This is a genomic window from Vreelandella sp. DA03-1M (assembly GCF_055725665.1).
On the sequence record NZ_CM146798.1, the window covers coordinates 4,199,921 to 4,221,534 of the forward strand.

General features: G+C 52.2%; 20 protein-coding genes and 1 pseudogene. 9 read left to right on the forward strand and 12 right to left on the reverse strand.

Annotated elements, in window-relative coordinates:
* Window positions 1-76: 76 nt before the first annotated feature.
* The 8 genes from ACXUPB_RS19575 to dctP (ACXUPB_RS19610) all read right to left on the reverse strand — a co-directional run bounded on the left by ACXUPB_RS19575 (window position 77) and on the right by dctP (ACXUPB_RS19610) (window position 7,671).
* Complete coding sequence (locus ACXUPB_RS19575) at window positions 77-1,099, reverse strand: putative bifunctional diguanylate cyclase/phosphodiesterase (RefSeq protein WP_472954205.1); 1,023 nt, start codon at window positions 1,097-1,099, stop codon at window positions 77-79.
* Window positions 1,100-1,156: 57 nt separating this feature from the next.
* Window positions 1,157-1,825: a GAF domain-containing protein gene (locus ACXUPB_RS19580; RefSeq protein WP_472954207.1), complete on the reverse strand. Its 669-nt coding sequence runs from the start codon at window positions 1,823-1,825 to the stop codon at window positions 1,157-1,159.
* Window positions 1,826-2,017: 192 nt separating this feature from the next.
* Window positions 2,018-2,779 carry an SDR family NAD(P)-dependent oxidoreductase gene (locus ACXUPB_RS19585; RefSeq protein ID WP_472954208.1) on the reverse strand — a complete coding sequence of 254 codons (762 nt, stop codon included), beginning with the start codon at window positions 2,777-2,779 and terminating at the stop codon, window positions 2,018-2,020.
* 36 nt (window positions 2,780-2,815) lie between these two features.
* Window positions 2,816-3,748 (reverse strand): 3,5-dioxohexanoate:acetyl-CoA acetone transferase, encoded by a 933-nt coding sequence (gene kce / locus ACXUPB_RS19590; RefSeq protein WP_472954210.1) that lies wholly within the window; start codon window positions 3,746-3,748, stop codon window positions 2,816-2,818.
* Between the two features lie 47 nt (window positions 3,749-3,795).
* Entirely contained in the window at window positions 3,796-4,569 is a 774-nt protein-coding gene (locus ACXUPB_RS19595) for an SDR family oxidoreductase (RefSeq protein WP_035560486.1), read from the reverse strand.
* Between the two features lie 68 nt (window positions 4,570-4,637).
* Window positions 4,638-5,972: a TRAP transporter large permease gene (locus ACXUPB_RS19600; protein ID WP_472954213.1), complete on the reverse strand. Its 1,335-nt coding sequence runs from the start codon at window positions 5,970-5,972 to the stop codon at window positions 4,638-4,640.
* Window positions 5,969-6,469, reverse strand: a complete 501-nt coding sequence (locus ACXUPB_RS19605) for a TRAP transporter small permease subunit (protein ID WP_035560890.1) — start codon at window positions 6,467-6,469, stop codon at window positions 5,969-5,971. Before ACXUPB_RS19605 ends, ACXUPB_RS19600 begins: the two co-directional genes overlap by 4 nt.
* 92 nt (window positions 6,470-6,561) lie before the next feature.
* Window positions 6,562-7,671, reverse strand: a complete 1,110-nt coding sequence (gene dctP / locus ACXUPB_RS19610; RefSeq protein WP_335596206.1) for a TRAP transporter substrate-binding protein DctP — start codon at window positions 7,669-7,671, stop codon at window positions 6,562-6,564.
* Window positions 7,672-7,907: 236 nt separating this feature from the next.
* Between dctP (ACXUPB_RS19610) and ACXUPB_RS19615 the strand changes: the two genes are divergently transcribed.
* Window positions 7,908-8,951, forward strand: coding sequence for an AraC family transcriptional regulator (locus tag ACXUPB_RS19615; protein WP_035560478.1), 1,044 nt, complete (start codon window positions 7,908-7,910; stop codon window positions 8,949-8,951).
* Between the two features lie 39 nt (window positions 8,952-8,990).
* Here ACXUPB_RS19615 and dctP (ACXUPB_RS19620) read toward each other — a convergent pair whose 3' ends face one another.
* Entirely contained in the window at window positions 8,991-10,100 is a 1,110-nt protein-coding gene (gene dctP, locus ACXUPB_RS19620; RefSeq protein ID WP_472954216.1) for a TRAP transporter substrate-binding protein DctP, read from the reverse strand.
* A gap of 70 nt (window positions 10,101-10,170) precedes the next feature.
* Window positions 10,171-11,085 carry a 3-hydroxyacyl-CoA dehydrogenase family protein gene (locus ACXUPB_RS19625; protein ID WP_335596208.1) on the reverse strand — a complete coding sequence of 305 codons (915 nt, stop codon included), beginning with the start codon at window positions 11,083-11,085 and terminating at the stop codon, window positions 10,171-10,173.
* Between the two features lie 128 nt (window positions 11,086-11,213).
* On the opposite strand from ACXUPB_RS19625, the gene ACXUPB_RS19630 reads away from it, so the two are divergent.
* The 7 genes and pseudogenes from ACXUPB_RS19630 to ACXUPB_RS19660 all read left to right on the forward strand — a co-directional run bounded on the left by ACXUPB_RS19630 (window position 11,214) and on the right by ACXUPB_RS19660 (window position 17,220).
* Entirely contained in the window at window positions 11,214-12,254 is a 1,041-nt protein-coding gene (locus ACXUPB_RS19630; RefSeq protein WP_335596209.1) for an AraC family transcriptional regulator, read from the forward strand.
* A 99-nt stretch (window positions 12,255-12,353) separates the two neighbouring features.
* Window positions 12,354-12,668, forward strand: coding sequence for a PAS domain-containing protein (locus ACXUPB_RS19635; RefSeq protein WP_235272481.1), 315 nt, complete (start codon window positions 12,354-12,356; stop codon window positions 12,666-12,668).
* A 36-nt stretch (window positions 12,669-12,704) separates the two neighbouring features.
* A pseudogene (locus ACXUPB_RS19640) lies at window positions 12,705-13,216 on the forward strand (diguanylate cyclase domain-containing protein).
* Window positions 13,217-13,340: 124 nt separating this feature from the next.
* Window positions 13,341-13,817, forward strand: a complete 477-nt coding sequence (locus ACXUPB_RS19645) for an NYN domain-containing protein (RefSeq protein ID WP_035560884.1) — start codon at window positions 13,341-13,343, stop codon at window positions 13,815-13,817.
* Window positions 13,818-14,157: 340 nt separating this feature from the next.
* A complete protein-coding gene (locus ACXUPB_RS19650) occupies window positions 14,158-15,465 on the forward strand; it encodes an ATP-grasp domain-containing protein (protein WP_035560449.1) in 1,308 nt (435 codons plus the stop codon).
* A 159-nt stretch (window positions 15,466-15,624) separates the two neighbouring features.
* Window positions 15,625-16,428 (forward strand): M48 family metallopeptidase, encoded by an 804-nt coding sequence (locus ACXUPB_RS19655; protein ID WP_472954220.1) that lies wholly within the window; start codon window positions 15,625-15,627, stop codon window positions 16,426-16,428.
* A 207-nt stretch (window positions 16,429-16,635) separates the two neighbouring features.
* The gene (locus ACXUPB_RS19660) at window positions 16,636-17,220 is read left to right on the forward strand and encodes an exopolysaccharide biosynthesis protein (protein WP_472954221.1); all 585 of its coding nucleotides are present in this window, start codon (window positions 16,636-16,638) and stop codon (window positions 17,218-17,220) included.
* Window positions 17,221-17,275: 55 nt separating this feature from the next.
* Here ACXUPB_RS19660 and ACXUPB_RS19665 read toward each other — a convergent pair whose 3' ends face one another.
* Together ACXUPB_RS19665 and ACXUPB_RS19670 are read right to left on the reverse strand one after the other, a co-directional pair.
* On the reverse strand, window positions 17,276-18,472 hold the full coding sequence (locus tag ACXUPB_RS19665) for a toxic anion resistance protein (RefSeq protein ID WP_472954223.1): 1,197 nt from the start codon (window positions 18,470-18,472) through the stop codon (window positions 17,276-17,278).
* Between the two features lie 134 nt (window positions 18,473-18,606).
* Window positions 18,607-19,548, reverse strand: a complete 942-nt coding sequence (locus tag ACXUPB_RS19670; protein WP_472954225.1) for a cobyrinic acid a,c-diamide synthase — start codon at window positions 19,546-19,548, stop codon at window positions 18,607-18,609.
* A 336-nt stretch (window positions 19,549-19,884) separates the two neighbouring features.
* Between ACXUPB_RS19670 and ACXUPB_RS19675 the strand changes: the two genes are divergently transcribed.
* Window positions 19,885-21,507, forward strand: coding sequence for a BCCT family transporter (locus ACXUPB_RS19675; RefSeq protein WP_472954228.1), 1,623 nt, complete (start codon window positions 19,885-19,887; stop codon window positions 21,505-21,507).
* Window positions 21,508-21,614 lie beyond the last annotated feature (107 nt).

The window sequence follows — 21,614 nt, forward strand, 5'->3', positions numbered from 1 at the left end:
AGCGGCACGTGGCTATCGCTTCATGACTACCCATAAAGCGCTTAAAAAATGGCATTTTGATAACTAGTGACTACGCCTACCTCTCTTGCAACCACTCCTCAAAAACTTCCGGCAATAGCGGCCTGGCAATGAAATATCCCTGGGCCTCGTCGCAGCCCAACTGGACAAGGCGTTGATAGGCAGCATCACTCTCTACGCCTTCCGCCACTACGCGGTAACCCAGGTCGTGTGCCATTGAGATCATCGAGTTGACCAGCGTCTCGGTGCGTTTATCTTCGCCAAGGTCGGTGATGAAGCGGCGATCAATCTTCACGGTATGGGCAGGAATCTCATGTAAATAAGAGAGACTGCTGTAGCCAGTACCAAAATCATCAATAGCAATGCGTAAGCCAGCGGCTATTAGTGCCTTGAGCTGATCAGCGGCCACTTGCCCCTGCCCGATCAGAGCACTTTCAGTAAGCTCTATCTCAATGGCGGTAGTGGGTAGTGCCCAGTTTGACATCTCCTCCAGCAGTCGCCGGGCAAAATCTTCCTCTTCAAGATTGGTTGCCGACACATTGACCGAAACCTGCAGCGCCTCACCTTGCCGATACCAAACCGCTGCTTGGCGAATGGCATGACGCAATACCCACTGGGTAAGAGGTTCAGCCATCGGTGTATTTTCGATCAAGGGAATAAACTCCCCAGGCGATACTTCTCCCAAAGTGGGGTGGTGCCAGCGCAAAAGCGCTTCTGCCCCCAAACACTCACCACTCGCGAGAGAAATACGAGGCTGAAAGACTAAATAAAATTCTTGGTCATTTTCTAACGCGCGACCAATGTCGCCGAATAGAATGAAGCGCCGTTGATAACTAGCATCGAGTGACGAAGAGTAAAGCCCCGCGCCCTCTCCCGCCTGGCGCGCATCCAAGCAAGCGGCGTAGGCACTGCGTAAAATATCGGCGGTGGCGACTTCGCCCAGGCAAAAGGGCGCAATACCGATGGTGGGATAAACCAATACGGGAACAGCACGCGTAGTTTCGAGCGTTAACAGTGCCTGACGTAGACGCAATGCCTCTGCTAGCAGTTCTGAATCACTCGTTTGATTTACCAGATGCACGAATTGACACCCGCCCAGATGATAAAGCTTCTCTGCGGGGCCAATGGCCTGTTGTAGTCAGCGAGCGGCTACACGCGCCATCTCGTCAAGAAAAGCGGGACCCATGGTTCGGTGCAGCGCACTTAACTCACTGGCATCGAGCACCTCGGTAAACAGCGCGGCTCTCCGGTGGCTTGGTTGATCCCGCGCCATATCCTGAAGGTCTTCATCGAACTGATTACGGTTGGAAAGGCCGGTCAATGGATCAACTCGGCCAAACGCGTGCTGCAACTCAATCTGCGCCATCACCATGGCCGCTAGATCACGAAGCGTCGTTTGCTCCTGTTCAGAGACCTCACGTGGTTGGGTACCCAGCACGCACATGGCACCCAGGGTATGACCTTCCCGTGTTACTAGCGGTGCGCCCGCATAAAAACGGATACCGGAACGCGCCAGGTGGCTATTTTGATAACATGCAGAGGTGAGAAGGTCAGGAATAACTAGTATTTTCGAGGAGGCACAAACAGCCGCACAAGGTGCCTTTTCACGCGGTATTTCCCAGTGATCGACCCCTACTCTTGATTTAAACCACTGGCGGTTCTCATCGGTCAGCGACACCGCTGCGATCGGTAAGTCAAACAGTTGGCTTGCCATCCGCGTGATTCGATCAAAACTTTCACTCGACGGCGTATCCAGCAAATTTAGCTGGCGAAGAGCAAACAGGCGTTCCTGTTCCTGTGCATTCATTAACGTATCCGTACTCTGCTACGAACCTCAGTCCTTTATAAATTAATATACCAGCCTTTTGTATGGCAAGAGCATGTGATAAAGCTTATTTTTTTATGTTTATGTTGGTTTAAAGCGGCTTTAACCAAGCTGAGAGCGATGGAAGGTAATCGCTCTCAGGTATTTTCACACGGCGGGCAGAACAGTGGTGAGCTACATTCTTAAACCACCATCACACTCAATCATCCTGCCTGTGAAATAATCGTTCTCCATAATAAACGCGACGCTCTGGGCAATATTATCCGCTTGGCCAAATTGTTTAAGCGGTATACCGCTGGCAAGTTTTTCTTGCATGTCAGGGCGCATCGCCGCCGTCATGGGGGTCACGATAAACCCTGGCGCTACGCTACCGGTGCGAATCCCGTATTTCGCCAACTCTTTTGCCCACGTTACCGTGAGGGCATGAACACCCGCTTTGGCAGCCGCGTAGTTGCTTTGGCCCATGTTTCCCGCGCGGGAAATACTTGAGATGTTGACGATGACGCCCCCTTTTCCTGATGCCATCATGTGACTAGCAGCTTCGCGACCACACAGAAAAACGCCGGTTAAATTGACATCGATGACTCGTTTCCAAGCAGCCAGCGACATACGCTTGGTCACCACTCCGTCTTGGGCTTTTATTAATAAGGCATCATCAGTAATACCGGCGTTATTAATGCATCCTTCTACCAGCCCTAACCGAGCCGCAATATCAGCAAATGCAGTAATGACGGACTGCTCGTCTGATACGTCTAGTGGAAACCCGTGGGCATTGATCCCCTGCGCAGTCAGCTCGGAGACAGCATCATCCAGCGTAACGGCATTTCTATCTAATAAGGCCAGTATCGCCCCTTGCTTGCCTAAACGCTGGGCCATGGCATAACCAAGCCCGCTCGCCCCGCCGGTAATCGCAATAACTTTGTTGGTGACTTCCATTAGTGATTCCTTTGTCGTTCTTATCGTCTTGCGTCTTTAGAAACCGACGTTGCTGGCACCTTTCAGTTGCAACATTTCACGCGCCTCATCAGGCGTCGCTATCGCAAAAGAGAGCTCTTCAAGAATATGACGCACCTTGGTGACCTGGCTGGCATTACTCTCAGCAAGTTGGCCGGGTGAGAGCCATAGCGAATCCTCAAGCCCCACCCGCACATGCCCGCCCATGGCGGCAGACTGCGCGGCGATACGCATTTGATTGCTACCAGCACCCAGCACCGACCATTCGTAGCTATCTCCAAACAGCCGATCAGCGGTACGCCGCATGTGGATCACATCTTCAGGATGCGGCCCGATGCCACCCAGAATACCGAACACGCTTTGCACGAAAACGCGCCCGCTGATAAAGCCAAGATCCATCATATGACGAAGGCTGTAGAGGTGGCCGATGTCGTAGCACTCGCACTCAAAGCGGGTGCCGTTCGCTGCGCCCAGTGTCATGGCCTTCTCAATGTCAGCGAAGGTGTTCTTAAACACCAAATCGCGACTATTCTCCAGGTGCTCCCTCTCCCACTCGTGCTGAAAGCTGGCATAGCGGCTGAGCATGGGAAATAAGCCGAAGTTGATCGACCCCATGTTCATTGAAGCAAGCTCGGGCTTAAACTCCATGGCCGGACGCATTCGCTCTTCCACACTCATGTGTGGGCTACCGCCAGTGGTTAGGTTGATCACCGCATTGGTGGCACTCTTTAGGCGTGGCAGAATACGCTCGAAAACGGCGGGATCCTGGGTGGGTTTGCCGGTAATTGGGTCGCGTGCATGCAGGTGAATAATCGCTGCGCCCGCCTCGGCGGCGGCGATTCCTGCCTCGGCAATCTCTTCCGGCGTAACCGGTAGGTGCGGCGACATGGAAGGCGTATGAATGGCACCGGTTAAGGCGCAGGTAATGATGACTTTACGTTGGGTAGCCATGAAGGTGTCTCTAATAAGTAAAGTGACGCAAAGAAAGGTCGAACCGGTTAAATCGTCTCGACGTTGGCGCAAACGCTCAGCGCCTGGCCCGAGATATTGCTGCCGCCAGGGGCAGACAAAAACAGCGCCATGGCAGCGATATCGGTGGGTTCAACCATCCGCCGCATAGAAACATTAGAGAGGATCTCCTGCTCCATCTCGGCGAAGCTGATGCCTCGCTTCTCAGCCCGAGCGGTGATGACTTGCTCGATGCGAGGCCCACGCACGATACCGGGCAGAATGGCGTTGACCCTTACACTGTCGGGGCCAAGCTCGTTGGCTAAGCTCTTGGTAAGACCGACAATCGCCCATTTACTCGCCGAGTAAGGGGTGCGATAGGCTAAGCCCAGGCGGCCAGCAACCGAGGCCATATTGATCAGCAGTCCTTGGCTCTCACGGAGCAGGGGCGTAGCCCGAGAAGCAACTCGGTACTGGCCATTCAGATTGATATCAATGGTGCGGCTCCAGCTCTCACCATCGATCTCTTCGATGCTGGCGGTAGGGCCTGCAATTCCTGCGTTATTGACCACGACATCAAGCCCACCTAGATAAGCAGCCTCTTGAAACAAGCGATCAACATCCGCTTCCTGGCTAACGTCGGCGTGGGTATAGGTGATGCCAGCGGGCAGCGCAGCCAACGCCTGATCATCGATATCGCAGACATGGACACGGGCACCCGCTTCCTGAAAGGCCTGGGCAATCGCCAAACCGATACCGTTAGCACCGGCGGTAATCAGCACTCTGAGTTCCGACCGTGGAATCAAGCTGTCTATCACTTTCATAATCTAGTTACTCCATTGAAACTTACTGCAGGCCCTGCGATGTCAGAATGGGCCTGTCGTGGTTCGGTTTATCTGCTCATCAGCAAAGAGGGCAAACCTGTTACCAATACCGGGAAGATGGCCATTAAAATGCAAGCCAGCACGATTAGAGCGACAAAAGGCACGACAGCTCGGTAGAGATCAAGCGTCTCCACCCCGGGTGGTGCAACGCCTTTCAGATAGAACAGCGCATAGCCAAAGGGGGGCGTCAGGAAGGAGGTTTGCAGCACTACCGCCACCATGACCACAAACCACAGCACATCCACGCCCATATCGGCGACGATCGGTAGCATGATGGGAAAACTCAGCAGCACGATGCCCGTCCAGTCGAGGAACATGCCTAGAATGAAGACCAGGAACAGCATCAGGATCAACGCCCCCACGGTGCCTCCGGGCATCGCCATCACCACATTGTGAATAACCTGCATACCACCGCCGCGCGAAAAGACACCGGTGAAAGCGGTCGCACCCACGAGAACCAACATCACCATGGTGGTGGTCTTGCTCGCGTCAATCAGCGTTCGATAACAGGTCGATACTTTCCGGTCACCAAAGATCAGGAACAACAGGAAAGCGATAAAGACACCAATCGCCGAGGCTTCGGTGGCCGTAGCAATACCGGCGAACAACGACCCCAGCACACCCAGAATCAGGGTCATGGGGGGCAGTACGTACTTCAGCAGCATGACCAACAGCTGACGCGTGGAGACTTGGGCGCGCTCCTCAGCCGGTACCGGCGGGCCGTAGCTCGGTTTGAGATAGCAAATCACCAGCACATAAAGGGCATACATCGCGCCCAGCATGACCCCCGGCACCAGCGCACCGGCAAACAGTGCGCCTACTGAAACCGGCGAGTAGCTAGCCATTAGTATCAGCATGATGCTGGGTGGAATCAGGATGCCCAAACAGCCGCTGGCCATGATCACACCGGTACTTAGCTCTTTGTTATAGGAGTGCTTGAGCATGGGAACCAGCGCGATCATCCCCATCACCGCAATCGAGGCGCCAACGATGCCCGTGGTCGCAGCCAGCAGCACCGACACGATGACCACGGTGAGTGCCAAGCCACCGCGCAGATTAGCGAGCAGCAGGCGCATGGATTCAAACATCTTCTCAGTGACCCCTGAGTCATTGAGAAAGCGCGCCATGAGCACAAACAGCGGAATGGCCACTAAGACATAGTTATCCATGGCATTGCCATAGATGTTGTTGATGATGGTGCTAAGTACACGCTCGCCGGGGCCCAAGAAGGCGCCGATAACGGCCACACCGCCCAGTACGAAGGCCAGCGGATGCCCCATAAACAGGCCGATCAGTAACCCGCCGAACATCACCAGCGTAAGCAACTCGGGACTCAGGTTCATACGGTTTCCTCCCGCAGCTGCTGGGTAGCACGTATGACGATCGCGGTAGCCTGTAGCAGGATCAGTACCGCGGCCACCATGATCACCCCTTTAATGGGATAAACGGGAAGCGAGACCATGCCGTAGGTCGTTTCGCCGCGGCTAAAGGAGCGCTCAAAAAACGCCCAGCCGAAGGTGATCATCAGCCAAATAAAGGGCACGAAGAAAACCAGATAGCCGAGGAGTTCGAGCACTGCCTGCTTGCGGCGGGACAATAACCGCTTAAGCACATCGACTTCGACATGGGCGTGATGGCGTAACGCATAAGCAGCCATCAGCATGAAATGGGCACCAAATAACATCTTGGTAATATCAAACGCCCAATCACTTGGGCGGCCTGCTAAGAAACGCATGGCGATGTCATAAATAACGATAATGGTGATGACAGCAAGAAGCGGGGCTATCAAGCGACCGAATCCTTCGTTGAGGGCGTCAATGGCCCTGGCAATGGCATTCATGATGAGGATCTCGGAATAGGTCAGATCAAACAGGTCGTCAGTGAACTCAGCAAGTTCGCAGGGTGAGCCCACTAGGGCTCACCCAAGCTTGATTACTGATTCATGCAGGCTTCAAGATCTTCAAGCGAGGGAAGATCATCAGTGACACGGCTCATGTTGAAGGGCGCCGAGATGTCACGCCAAGTTGCATAGTGCTCCATGTAACTGATCATGGAGTGATAGACCTTGGCGTGGTCTGGATGCTCGCAAGCACCGCGTACAATCACCTCATTGGTAATCTCTTGAATGCGAGCCAAATCCTCTTCAGAGAATTGATTAATGGTAATGCCCGCATCGATGAACTTCTGGGTAGCATCGGTAGACTCTCGTTCCGACCACGCTAGCGACCAGCCCATGGTGGCATCAGCCGCCATTTGAAGCTTTGTCTGGGTGTCTTCAGAAAGTGCATCCCAGGCATCTTTATTGATCATGACCCCGAATACCGTGGCCGACTGATGCCAGCCCGGCGTCGCCCAATAATCCGCCACTTCAGCTAAACCAACGCTATAGTCAATGCCCGGCGCTGAGAACTCAGCGGCGTCGACCACACCGCGCTCGATCGCCTGGTAGACTTCACCACCAGCCAATGTCACTTGAGAACCTCCTAGTTGCTCCATCACCCGGCCCTGGTCACGGCCGGCAATGCGCAGGCGCTTGCCTTCAAGGTCAGCGATACTCTCAATCGGTGTGCGGCCCATAAAGCCGGACTCGTTATTCAATACACCGTAAGGAAGATAAACCAACCCAAACTGGCCATAGATCTCTTGATAAAGTTCTCGTCCACCCCATTGCTGAATCCAGTTGAAATAATCCAAGGCATTAAACAGGCTAGTGGTCGTCGCTAACGGTGAAAATGCCGGGTTCAGGCCCGCCCAATAACCTGGCCAATCGCCTGAGGCCTCGATGCTACCGGTTTCCGTTGCATCAAAGACTTCGGTGCCAGGCATTAGGGTGCCACCTGGATGGAACTCAATCTGTAACGCGTCACCGGCGATATTGTTGACCATATCGACCCAGTGCCGGTCAATTTTTACCGCATCAATGTTCTCCGGCCAGGTAGACGTCATCGTCCAGCTTTGTTGATCTTGCGCATTAGCGGTAAGAGAAACCAGGCTGGCACCGAGAGCAATACCAGTGAACATAAGGGCGCGCTGCGTTTTCATATTATTTTCCTTCCGATAACCGTCAGCTTTAAGCTGATTTTTGTTGTAAAAAATTCTTCGATAGCGATGCATTTCAGGCTTTCACACTACCCATAAGTCTAACGAGTGGTCATTAGCGGGGTAGGGTTAGAGGCACCTTATTGCGTGAGGCTACTCTACAAAGTTACGCTAGCTGCAAGGAAGGTCTAAAACGGTCTTCGTGAGGTCTTTTTCGGACATTTCAGTGAGCGATGATAATGGCCAGCTTCCAAGCTAACCTATTGAATCAAAAGATATATGCGCCTTATAAAATCGCTGCTTTGCTCGACACGGTCGCTGAGCAGGATATTTCGGCTGAAAAAGTACTTAGAGGCCTTGGCTTAAACCAAGCGGCACTGACAGACCCCGCCACACTGGTTTCGATTAAACAGTATGTCGACGCTTGCACTAATGTAATTGAGGCAGGTGCCAACCTCTCAACACCTTTTGAGACGGCCACGCGATTACATTTAACCGCTTACGGTATGTACGGTTACGCCCTGCTCACCAGCCCCACCATGCGGGACTACTTCAACTTCGGGGTGAAATATCATCCTTTAGCCACACCCACGCTTTATATGACGTGGCGTGAAACGGATGAGTCTGCCGTCTTTGAATTTAAAGAGACTTACTCTTATATAAAAAGCATCAAAACGCGTAATTTTTTAATCCAGCAGCAGATGGCTCAAAATATTACCCACATTCGCGATGCCGCTGGTTCAAGTCTTTTTCCTATCAAAGCGCTGCTATCTTACCCAGGAAAAGACGTTGAGCAGATCCACGAAAAGCATTTATTGTGCGACTGTTACTTCAATCAAGACGTCAACGAAATCCATTACCCGAAACAAATACTCGACCAGTCCCCTCTACTAGGCAACCAGCTTTCCATAAAGTTACTTCAAGAAACCTGCAACCAACTGCTTGGCCGAACAAAGATGTCATCGGGTATTACCGGCGAGGTATATCAAATACTGTTGATGTCACCGAATAGTTTTCCCACCATGGAAGCCGTCGCCAACCTGCTGTGTATCACCACACGCACCTTAAGAAGAAAACTGGACGCTGAGCTAACGAGCTATCGAGAAATACTCGATGACGCCCGCTGCACGCTGGCAACGGAATACCTGCTGGTTACCAAAATGAGTACCGAGGATATCGCAGCAAGGTTAGGCTTTAGCGATAGCGCCAATTTCCGCAGAGCCTTTAAACGCTGGACGGGTAAAACGCCCCATCAAGTGCGCGACGAGTCACAACAGAATTAGCCGAGAAGGGTGGGCCCAATTGGGCCCACCCTGGCATGCTTATTGGTTCATACAGGACTCAAGTTCATCCAGCGAAGGAAGGTCATCGGTTACGCGGCTCATGTTGTAAGGCACAGACACATCACGCCAAGTCGCATACTGCTGCATATAGCTAACCATCGAGTGGTAAACCTTGGCATGCAGTGGATCTTCACAGGCTCCCTGAAGGATCACTTCGTTGGTCATTCGTTGGATCTCGGCCAAGTCCTCCTCAGGAAGCTGATGGATTTCTACACCCGCATCAATAAACTTCTGAGTTGCCTCAGTTGATTCACGCTCGGACCATGCCAACGACCATGTCATGGTAGCTATCGTAGCGACTTTCAGCTTCTCTTGCGTCCCCTCGGAAAGAGCATCCCAGGAATTTTTGTTAATCATTACACCAAACACGCTGGCAGATTGATGCCAGCCAGGCACGGACCAATGGTCGGCAACTTCGGCAAAACCGGCAGAGTAATCAACCCCAGGCGACGAGAACTCTCCCGCATCCACCACACCGCGCTCAATTGCCTGGTAAACCTCACCGCCCGCCAGCGTTACCTGTGATCCGCCCAGTTTTTCAAGCACCCGACCCTGATCGCGACCTGAGAGACGCAGCCGCTTACCATCAAGATCGGCGATGCTTTCGATCGGCGTGCGCCCCATAAAACCTGATTCATTGTTAAGGATACCGTAGGGCAGGTAAACCATATTGTATTCACCGTAGACCTCCTGATAGAGCTCCCAGCCGCCCCACTGATTAATCCAATTAAGATAGTCAGCGGCGTTAAACAGACTAGGAGTAGAAGCCAATGGAGAAAACGCGGGGCTGAGCCCAGCCCAATAGCCGGGCCAATCGCCGGCGGCATCAATGCTCCCTGTTTCGGTGGCATCGAAGACTTCGGTGCCGGGCATAAGGGTGCCGCCAGCACGGAAATTGATCTGCAACTCGTCGCCAGCCAGTCGGTTGACCAGCTCAACCCAATGACGATCTACCTCGACGAGCGCAATATTGTCTGGCCATGTAGTTGTCATCGTCCACTGTTCTTGAGCCAGGGCCGCAGTGCTAACAGACGCAAGGGCCGTACCAACGGCGATTCCGGTCAGTTTAATGGCGCGCTGATTTTTCATATTGTTTCCTGCCTTATCAAAGTAGCTTGAATCAGTTTATTGTTGGGTAGAAATTAGGCATTACGATTATTTAGTCCTTTAAAGAATCAATGAGGCGATTGCTCAGATTTTTACGCACGTTCTCCGCTTTTTCTGGGGGCCAGTTTTGCAGTCCCTTTCCACTTTCCATGCCTAAAAAACCTTGTTTAATAAGGTCTTCAATCATGGGTCTTGGGGATTGCTCATTACAAAGATGAGGAAAGATAAACTGATGAACCTGCTGAATAAGTTTAAGACCTACTAAATCTGCATTTTCCATGGGACCAAGAAACGGCATACGCATACCGAAACTATTCTTGACCACAAGATCGATTGTTTCGGCATCACAGACACCTGTTGAGACCAAGTATAAAGCTTCGCGCCACATAGCATGTTGGAGTCTATTACCGATAAATCCCGGCACATCTTGAAACACCTTCACAGGCTGCTTTCCCAAACTAAGTATCAAATCGAAAGTCGTTTCAAAAACAGCATCGTCAGTGAAAGATGTTTTTATAATCTCAACCAGCGGGATAAGATGAGGTGGGTTCCACCAATGCGTACCAACCAGCCGTGACCGCACTTTATCGCTTAGTTTTTCACCAATATCAGTGATAGGTATAACGGAAGTATTACTCGCCAAAATGGCATGTGAAGGTGCCAGCTCTGCCAACGAAGAAAACAACGCTTGCTTTAACCAAAGGTTTTCCGTAATCGCTTCGATTATAAAATCTGTAGAAAAGACAGCGCTGGCAATATCAGAGCATAACTCTATATTATCGAGCACTGGTTTAGGATCGATGCCCATTTGGCGAAGATTCTTTTCAATAAGCAATGGCGCAAGTTCAAGCGTATTCTTGTCAACATCAAAAAGAAAGATAGCGTGGCCGGCCTGCGCAAACGTTTGCGCAATCCCGTGCCCCATTAGGCCTGCACCAACAACGCATACATTCACAGGTGTGTTCATGAAAATCCTTCTCGTAGGGCTTTGGAAGCCTTGTTTTGTAGCGCTACTCTACAAAGGTATCCTCGCCCTGGGGAAGGTCGAAAACGGCCTTAAAGGGGCCTTTTTCGGACATTCAGAAATAATTCATTATGACTAACTCTCAAGCTAAACTGCTGAATAAAAAGATTTATTCGCCCTATAAAATTGCGGCGTTAGTGGCAACGGCCACTGAGCAGGGAATTGCGGCTGGTGGAATACTGAGGGGGCTTAGACTAAATCAAGATGCGCTTATAAACCCAGCAACACTGGTATCGATAAAACAGTATATCGACGCTTGCACAAATGCTATTGATGCGGGGGTCAATTCTTCGACTCCTTTTGAGACAGGCGCTAAACTGCATTTAACCGCTTATGGAATGTATGGGTATGCTCTTCTCTCAAGCCCAACTATCAGGGACTATTTCAACTTTGGAGTAAAGTACCATCCCTTAGCCACACCAACGCTAAAAATGACTTGGCGGGAAACAAAAGAGTCTGCCATTTTTGAATTTAGAGAGACCCACTCTTATATTAAAAGCCTAAAAATAAGATATTTCCTCATACAGCAACAGATGGCCCAAAATGTTACTCACATACGCGATGTCGCGGGTGAAAGTCTATTGCCTACAAAAGCCTTATTAACTTATTCAGGAGAAGGAATCGAGACTACGCATGAACAATATTTAGGCTGCGAATGTCACTTCAATCAAAAGGCAAATGAACTACATTTCCCACAGTCAATTCTCGATCAGTCTCCTTTGCTAGGTAATCGACTTTCTATACAGCTACTTCAAGAGACCTGCAATCAACTGTTGGGTCGTACCAAGATGTCATCCGGTATCAGTGGCGAAGTTTATCAAATTCTAATGATGTCTCCGAACAGCTTTCCAGATATGGAAACCGTCGCAAACCAGCTGTGCATTACATCACGTACCCTAAGAAGAAAACTGGTTGCGGACTCGACCAGCTATAGCGCAATACTGGATGATGCTCGCTGTACGTTAGCAATCGAGTACCTTCTGGCAACAAGGATGAACACCGACGATATAGCGAAAAGGCTAGGCTTTAGCGACAGCGCGCATTTTCGAAGAGCATTCAGGCGCTGGACGGGAAAGTTGCCTTCTCATATCAGAAAAGAATCAAAAACTTAACCTGCAGTATTACCCTCTTTCTTAAGTTACAAGATTTCATATCGCCCCCGTTCACGTTTGTTTTATAGTCGAGCAATACTAACAGGATACTCCTAGCCTATGGCCGTTGACCTACAAGCGCTCTACACCAAGCTGATTCATCTGATGTTGGAGACCATTTTCGTAGTCGATGAGCACAACCAGATCGTTTTTATAAGCGATGCCTGTGAGTCACTGCTCGGCTACCGGGCCGACGAAATGATAGGCACTTTGATTACCCATTACATGCCCCCTGACGACCTAGCCTCCACTCAGGACTCAATTCACTGGGTAATGAACGGCCAACCCCACATTGATTATCGTAATCGCTATCTCCGTAAAGAGGGCGGTATCGTCCACATATTATGGTCTGCTCGCTGGTACGAAGAGGAGTGAGTTCGCATTGGTGTTGCACGAGATATAACAGCACTCATGCAGACCGAGGAAGAGTTACGTTTTCTTGCCCATCATGACCCACTGACAAAGCTGACCAACCGATCACTGTTCTACGATCGATTAGCCCTTGGCCTGAGTTCCGCTCATCGCCATCAGACCTTTTTGGCATTACTGTACTTGGATGTTAATGATTTCAAAGTGATTAATGATACCCAAGGACACGCGGTAGGTGATCGGTACTCTGCACGGTGGCTCGAAGACTGGAAAACTGCGTGAGAGAAACCGACACGGTGGTCCGAATGGGTGGCGATGAGTTCACAGTTATGCTCACGGATATTCAATCAAAAGAGGCTATTACAGCGAAGGTAGAGCACATTCAAAGGATTATGAGTGAGCCACTGGGCGCTGAGTTCGGTGAGCTAACAATGCCCTCCTGCAGTATCGGCGTGGCCTGCTACCCAATGGATGGGGAAGATGCCAATACCCTGCTAAGCCATGCGGATAGCCATATGTATCGGATTGAGAGAGATCGCTCAATAGTGGTATAAAAGTCTGCAAGCTAAGAAGCCACTCATTAACGTGACGGTCATCGAATGTTGACTTTTGAAATTAAAAAAAGATTATAGTCAATTAAAAAATCATTCAAAAATCAACAAGAGACAATCAAATATGATGGAAAAAGTAGCGATATTTATCGATATTCAAAATGTCTATTACACTTCGCGCGAAGCTTATGGCCGAAACTTTGACTACAATAAGTTTTGGAAAAAAGCCACTGAAAATAGAGAAGTCGTGCAAGCTTTTTGCTACGCCATCGATAGGGGTGACAAAAAGCAAAGAGAATTTCAAAACATACTCAGAGCTATTGGGTTTAAAGTAAAGTTGAAACCTTTTATTCAACGTTCAGATGGTTCTGCGAAGGGTGATTGGGATATAGGTATTGCGCTAGATGCCATGGAGTACGCTGAGCAGGCGGACGTTATTGTGCTCGTGTCCGGCGATGGAGACTTTAATCTTTTAGTCAATAAAATACGCGTTAAGTACGGTAAAAAAGTTGAAGTGTATGGCGTCCCTCAGCTTACCGCCGCATCTTTGATTAATGAAGCCAGTGAGTTTATCGCAATAGATAAGTCGCTTTTGCTAGATTAATTAAACATTAATACCTAACAGCATATTCGATAATGACCTAGCTACTGCTCTATTCATGCTGACGTTGTATGAGAATTTACTGATATTAATCATGTGCGTTTGAAAAAATAATCAACTCCCAAGCAGAAGAAAAAGTTCTACAGCTGTTCAACAATAACTCTACAGTTTAATTGCCATTTGTAACCATATCGACTAGGTTAGTTACAACGGGTGCGCTAATAACTTTTCTAATGCTGGCTGACTCAATCGCTCCTGGACACTTCTGACTGTGGCTCAGCTCACTTGGTGCGCTCCAATCTCAGCACAGTCAGTTTGGGTCAACCAGCAAGGAGGACATCGAATGTCGATTACATCAGAAAAGCAATTACCCGAAGCAGTAGCGTCTTGGCGTGATCCAGAAATGGACTCGGTCAAAGGCACAGAGACTCCCAAAAACCCCAATAAAGGCTATATCGCCTTACTTGGCTGGAGTATCAACGCGATCAAGGCTGCGCAGAAATTCGACCGTCGATATATCGTTGTTGCTCCTGAATGGGCAGCGGATTTCTGTACCGCGAACAACATCCCTTTTCTTCCGTGGGACTTTATCCGGTTAAACGACCGCTCCATGGAAATCGCCGAAAGGCTAAAAGAGGAAGGCGTCGATATCGCCATCCCACTGTTTGAAGAAACCGTTGAATGGTCCGGTGCGATCAACTCGGTTCTTCTCGACAGTCCTCGTATGTTCGGCCAGTCCATTTTGTTCCGTGACAAGGCGTTAATGAAGCGTCGTGCCCAGCTTGGCGGTATTCGCGTCGGTATTTTCGAAGAGGCGCATGAGAAAGAAGACATCGTTCGCTTCATGAAGCGCGTCAACCAAACGCTGCTTAAACTCGATGGCGACCCGGATGACCCGATTCACGTCAAAGCATTCGACAAAGCCGGTTGCCTCGGTCACCGAATGATTCGCAAGATCGAAGAGATCGACAACATTCCGGACGAAGAATATCCCCTGCTAATGGAAAGCCATCTGGATGGCTGGGAGTTCGCCGTTGAGGCCTGGATACACGATGGCAAAATCCAGTTCCTGAATATTTCAGAATACGTGACGCTTGGCTATTCGGTATTCGTACCCGCGACGGCGGAACTCGAGAGCTGGCGCACCGCGATCACTAAACAGATCGAACTGCTGATCAAAACGTTCGATATTCAGTTTGGCTTGATTCACCCCGAGTACTTCGTCACAGCTGATGGCGAGATGTACTTTGGCGAGGTTGCCTACCGCCCACCCGGCTTCAAAGCTTTCGAGCTGATCGAAAAAGCCTACGGATTCAACGCCTATCAAGCATCGATGCTAGTGTTCGATCCGAAAAGCACAAAAGAGGAAGTCGCAGCGTTCTTCCCCCGCGAAGTGGTCGATGCGAAAGGCTACGCCGGTTGCTTCGGTGTGTACCCACGCCGCCGGGTGGTCAGCAAGCTGGAAATGCCCAAAGAAACGATTGAGCATCCCTATTTCGAGTCCCACGAACTGGTCGCGCCAGCAGAAGAAACCGTTCCTGACCGCTCAGCCTTCGGGACACACTGGGGCCTGCTCTTCTTCTTTGGAGACGACCCCATCAAAATGCGCGATCTATTGAAAGCGCAGGAAGATCTGGATTTCTACGTCTAAAAAGCTTCAAAACAACAGGTTTCATTATGGGCGCCCTATCTGCAATCGTTGCTGATAGGGCGCCCTTTTTTTACCCACGCTAGCTCTTTCAGCATTGAGGTTTGGTTCTCCTCTTGGCTAAGGCCGGTATACTCGCTTGATTTATTGATGAGAGATGCGATGCGCCCACGACTCCTGTTGTGCCTATTATTCCTGCTCCCCCTGGTACTGCTAACCGGCTGCGATGAAACGCCGACCGGGCGCTCCCAACTGACATTGGTACCAGAAAATTTAATGACACAGATGGGCGAGGATACCTTCGACCAACTACGCCGTGACCAGCCAGTGTCACGTGACGCAGCCGCTAACCGCCAGGTAGAGTGCGTAGCTCAGGAAATAATAGCCGCCACCGAGGCCATCTATCCGGCTGACGAGTTACCGGAGGCCTGGGAAGTTGTCGTCTTTGAAGATGATTCTCCCAACGCCTTCGCCCTACCAGGCGGACGCATCGGCGTGCATACCGGCCTACTCCAAGTCGCCGAGACGCCAGACCAACTGGCGGCGGTGATCGGCCATGAAGTTGGTCATGTGCTGGCTGACCATGGCAATGAACGCCTTACTCAGCAGCTTGGCATTAAGGCCGGGATGCTAGTGGTAGGATTGTTAGGCGAGGGAGACATGGGACAGCAGCAGTTAATGCAGGCATTGGGCCTCGGCGCCCAGCTCGGCATCACCCTGCCGTTCAGCCGCGCCCACGAGGAAGAAGCCGATCTGATGGGCCTGGCGATCATGGCGCAAGCAGGGTTCAACCCGCAAGAAAGCGTGGCACTGTGGCGCAACATGGCAGCGGCTGGTAGCGGTCAGCCTCCTGAATTTCTCTCTACGCATCCCGCCCATGGGTCGCGCATTACGGCATTACAACAGGCAATGGAAGAAGCCATGGCGACCTATCGCACGGTTGCCACGGCTGATTGTTCTGGGTAGGTAATTATCAGGCACATAGATGATGTCTGTGAGTAAGCATTACTAGCTGCTCTACGCAGAACCGCTTGTGGTCAATAATAACCCCACGTCACTCTCTTGGTAATTTGGATTCGCCCTGCCTACTCTTTGTCAGTGAACTCTCTCATGCGCGGCATATTCAAGCCCATGCCTAGTCCGCCCACCATTGATCTCTTATGGAAGCCATTGATGAACCAGCCGTTGCAAAACCTCGAACAACTGCTTGATCGAGTGGGCGAGTTAACACACCACAACGATCGCGTCTCAATCGAGATGGTCGTTGAATCGATTGGCAGCCGTTCTTTTGGGCCGCTGTTGATGCTGATTGGCATCACGTTATTCTCGCCGCTTAGTGGCGTACCTGGCATGTCGTTCTTCATGGGGTTGTTCGTATTGCTGGTAGCCGTACAGATGCTGATCGGCCGGAAAAAATTTTGGTTGCCCCATTTCATCCTCGACCGCTCGGTTGAGCATAACAAACTGCAGAAAGCGCTCGATTGGCTCAGCAAGCCAGCACGGGGCATAGATCGCGTTCTTAAACCACGGCTAACCTTCCTAGTACATAGAGGGGGCAGCTATGGCATTGCCGTGCTGTGCGTCATCGTCGGCCTGTGTATGCCGATCATGGAACTGGTGCCCTTTTCTTCTTCGGCTGCCGGGCTGGCTTTGCTGGCGCTAGGGCTTTCACTGGTGGCCCACGATGGGCTACTCGCCCTATTGGCGTTTGTTATCTTCGGTGCAACGTTCACGCTTATCGCTGTCAACTTACGGTGATTTGATCCTGACGGCACCATGGGATAACGCGACGCAAGATGTTCCTGATGACGCATTAGCTGGGGGCGCCACCGTCCTGTGGTTGCGATTGGCTGCCCTCGCGGAGGCGCTCGATGGAGGCGTTTCCCTGCTTCGCCAAGGTCGCCAGGCGGTCGATTTGCTCATCCAGCCGCGGCAAGGCCTCCTGCCGATAGCTTGAGAGATCATCGATCGCCCCCATCACCTCGCTGAAAGCCTCCTCAAGCACTTCCATATCAAGCATCGCTGAGGAGGCGCGCTTCTGGATATCGACCCCTTGCTGGCGCAGCGCCTTGGCGGTCCCACCAATCATCTGCGACGTGGTGGTGTTGAGGGCTTCGATGCGGTCCAGCACCAGGCGCTGGTTAGCCATCGCCATGGCGACGGTCACCGCCACGGTAAGGGCTGAAACAGTGACGTTAATGGCTCTGTCTACACCGCGCATCAATTCCCGGTTATTGCGGATGATGACCTCTAGCGCCAGCACGCCCTGCTGACTCACCGCCAGTTGCTGTTGGAGGTCGACTATGCGCTGGCGCAGGGGAAAGAGCAGTTCCTCCTCAAGGAAGTGACGCCGCGGATCATCGGCATCGCGAGTGGCAATCTCTTCCTGCAGGCGGCTATCAATCAAACGGCCCAGCGCAATTTGGCGGTTCAGCTCAGCAAGGATTTTATTTAAAGCCTGCTGGTCATCGCTCAGAGTAACGTTGTCACGATGTAGCATATCGCGACCGCCTTTCAACTCCTCGATAATCGCGTCTAGCGCCTGTTGGGCATTTTCGAACTTCTGGAAGTAGCGCTGCAGGCGGCTGTCGACGCCAGGAATGAGTGCCATAACACGATCCAGCGCGCTCGGCGCTAGGCGATGGCGAGCGGGATCAAGGCCCTCCATGCGCCCGCGCAGATCGACCAGCGCCTTGGCTACCGGCCCACCTTCATCGCCCTGATGGGCTAACTGACGCAGCGGTGTTTGCAACATGGCACTACGATGCGCGGCCTGCTGCTGCAACTCAAGCCCCATCTCGTCTACGGCCCGGCGCTGGCGAGCGATGGATTCCTCGTCATTCTCGGCGAGGATATCCTCGACAAAGCGGCCGGCCATCGCCTCAAGCTCAGGGTCGATGGCACGCTCATCGGGGTCGACCGATTCTTCCTGGTTAGCCCCCAGCTGACTGGCAATCTCGTCCACCGGCGGCAGGGAGAGGCGACGTTTGTCATCGGGTTGCTGAGCCATAAACATCTCCTGAGCTATTGAAAGAAGCCGTTGTAAAAACCGCATGACACCATTGGCACTGAACCATTAACACAGAACCATTAACACAGAACCATTAACACAGCACTTTCGGCACAGTAGCATCGTCCGCTGGATTAATCCTTGCGCGTATAACGATCCGCGCCTTCGACGAAGCGGCGTAAATCCTCCAGTGCCTTTTCGGTGGTAACCGAGGCTTGTGGGCGCGCTGTCTCGATGCGCGCCATGGAAACAGCGGTGTCGTCGAGTACGGTCAGGGCCGATTCGATACGGGCAGAAAGCTTATTCAACCGGTGCTCGGTTTCCACCAGCAGATCCAGGCGCCGCACCAGGGCAGCGCGCTCTTCCTCGCCCAACTGTTTGCCCTCTTGGGTCAGGCGACTGCGCACGTAATTACCGTCTACGCTAACCACCCCTCGCGCCTGGGACGCCATAGATGTCAGCGTATCCACCGCGCCGAGACAAACCTGGGTGACCAGACCACGCGAGCGCTCGAAAGCCAACTCGCCTGTGTGGAATCGGCCGCTTAGCACGTCCATCACATGCCGATAGCGGCTATAGAGACGATCCGCCTGAATGGCGAGATCGGGGCGATGCACGTCGAGCAGGCTCTGCTTGGCCCGGCACATGGCGAGTACAAGATCGTCAGCCCCCACTGGCGGCCGACCAGGGTCAAGTACTGACACGCCAGCCTCATAAGCCTTGCGCTCCTCTTGGGCACGGCGCTTACGTACCGCGGCCACTCGTTGAGCTTCCTGGCGGCGCTCGCGGCGTCGGGCCAGCCAGCCGCGCAGTGTTCGCTCGACTGGCAGCGCCAGAGGAATAGCGACGATGCCCGTCAGCCAACCAAACAGGCTGGGGCTGAAACCGCCCCATAGAGAGGTCAACCACAGCAGCATGCTGATAAAAGGAACCAACAAGCAATAGCGGAAGATGACCTGCAGACGGCTGGGAGCCAGCACTGGAAGCGCCAGACCAGGGTTGAAAAGGCCGACCAATAGCCAGGGCAGGCAGGTCATAAACAGGCCATAGGAAAATCCCTGCAGGAATCCCAACATTGATACGGCTATCCTTCATTCATGAAACGCAAACACCAAGCGTAGAGTAACTGAGATGGCCCGCTCAGCACCAGTTGGGCACTCGCCAATGACTCTCTGAAGCCGGCCGATATCAATTCCCTTGAGTGCTTTGATCAGCGCGGATGAAGCATGTTGCCAAACACCTTCTATACCGAACAGGATCCTATGGAGAAGAGGTACTCTACTTCGCCCAGCTTGGCGTAATCGACCGACAACTCCTACGTTGTTTTAAGGACGGTTGTAAAACCGGTTATAAAAACTGTTTATAAGAACCGTTTATAAAAACTGGCTGTAAAGATACAGGGAGACGTAACGATGGATGCACTTGCGCGAAAGCTGGGCCTCAAGACGGACCCCACTATTTTTTTCACATCGGCAGGGATCATGATTATTTTCCTTGTGGCGCTGCTGATTGCGCCAGGCCCTATAGGGGAAGCCTTCGGCGCGGGGCGGCAATGGATCGTTACGAACCTTGGCTGGTTTTTTATTTTTGGGGTAACAAGTTGGGTGGCGTTTCTGCTGTGGGTGGCAATCAGCCGTTTCGGGGCAATACGCTTAGGTGGCAATGATGCGAAACCGGCCTATACCAACGCCTCCTGGTTCGCCATGCTGTTCGCTGGCGGTATCGGCACGGTGCTGATGTTCTGGGGCGTAGCCGAGCCGATATCCCACTTCGCAACGCCGCCACGGCCGGGTGTCGAGCCCTTCTCGGTGACCGCCGCCGACGATGCCATGAGCTTCTCGATTTATCACTTGGGCCTACATACCTGGGCGATTTTCGCCATGCCGGGGTTGGCATTCGCGTACTTTATCTACCGTTACAACCTGCCGATGCGTTTCAGCTCGGTCTTCTTCCCGCTGTTAGGCGAGCGCATTCACGGCCCCATCGGCAAAACTCTGGATATCTTTGCCGTGCTCGGCACGTTGTTTGGCGTGGCGGTGTCTGTCGGCCTGGGCACCCAACAGATTAATGCGGGGCTAACGGAATTGTTTGGTGTTCCAGACGCGGTGCTGCCCAAGGTGGTGATCATCGCCGTCCTGACCACCGTCGCCGTGGGGTCGATCATCGCGGGCCTGGATTCAGGGGTGAAGCGGCTCTCTAATATCAATATCGGGATGGCCGTTGGCCTGCTGTTGTTTGTACTGTTTACCGGTTCAACCGTTTTCCTGTTACGTGCCGTTGTCGAAACCTTTGGCCTCTATATAACCAACCTGCTGCCCATGGCGTTTTGGAATGACACGCTGGCACGCTACTCCAGCGAAGGCGGCGCCTGGGGGTGGCAAGGCAGTTGGACGGTGTTTTATTGGGCCTGGACCGTCACTTGGTCACCGTTCATCGGTATTTTCGTAGCGCGGATTTCCCGCGGTCGGACTATCCGCGAGTTCGTGCTCGGCGTGTTGTTCGCCCCCTCAATTTTTACGCTGATCTGGTTCGCGATCTTCGGCTGGTCGGCAATGGAGATTGACGGCATTGGGCCCGAGGCGCGAGCAGCCCTTGGTGATCAAGCCGGTACTTTATCCGCCGCCGTGGCCGAAAGTATTCCACTCGCCATGTTCGCGTTTTTCGATAACTTCCCCGCCGCTACCTTGATACAAGGCCTGGCGGTGGTAATCGTCGCCATCTTCTTCGCCACCTCATCAGACTCCGCCTCCCTGGTCGTCGATATGCTGTGTACCGGCAGCGCAGACCCAGGCCCATGGCATCAACGTGTTTTTTGGGGTGTCTCCGAAGGCATGCTGGCCGCCATGCTTATCGTACTGGCAGGCGATGCCGGGCTCACCGCACTGCAGGAGGTGATCACCGTGGTCGGCCTGCCGATGTTTATTCTGGTGTTTATCATGATGTTCGCCCTGTACCGCGGCCTTTCCCATGAGGATCTGAGCGAAATTAAGGTAGGCCCCCCACCCAAGCAGGAAGACCTAAAGCCGGAAGATTAGGTGGTATAAATTAGGGAGCTCTGAACCTGACATTCGATGCCGCTATACCGCATGGGCCGGAGCAACGGTTAAAAAGTACCCATTAAACTGCTCTCCCTAATTCTTTT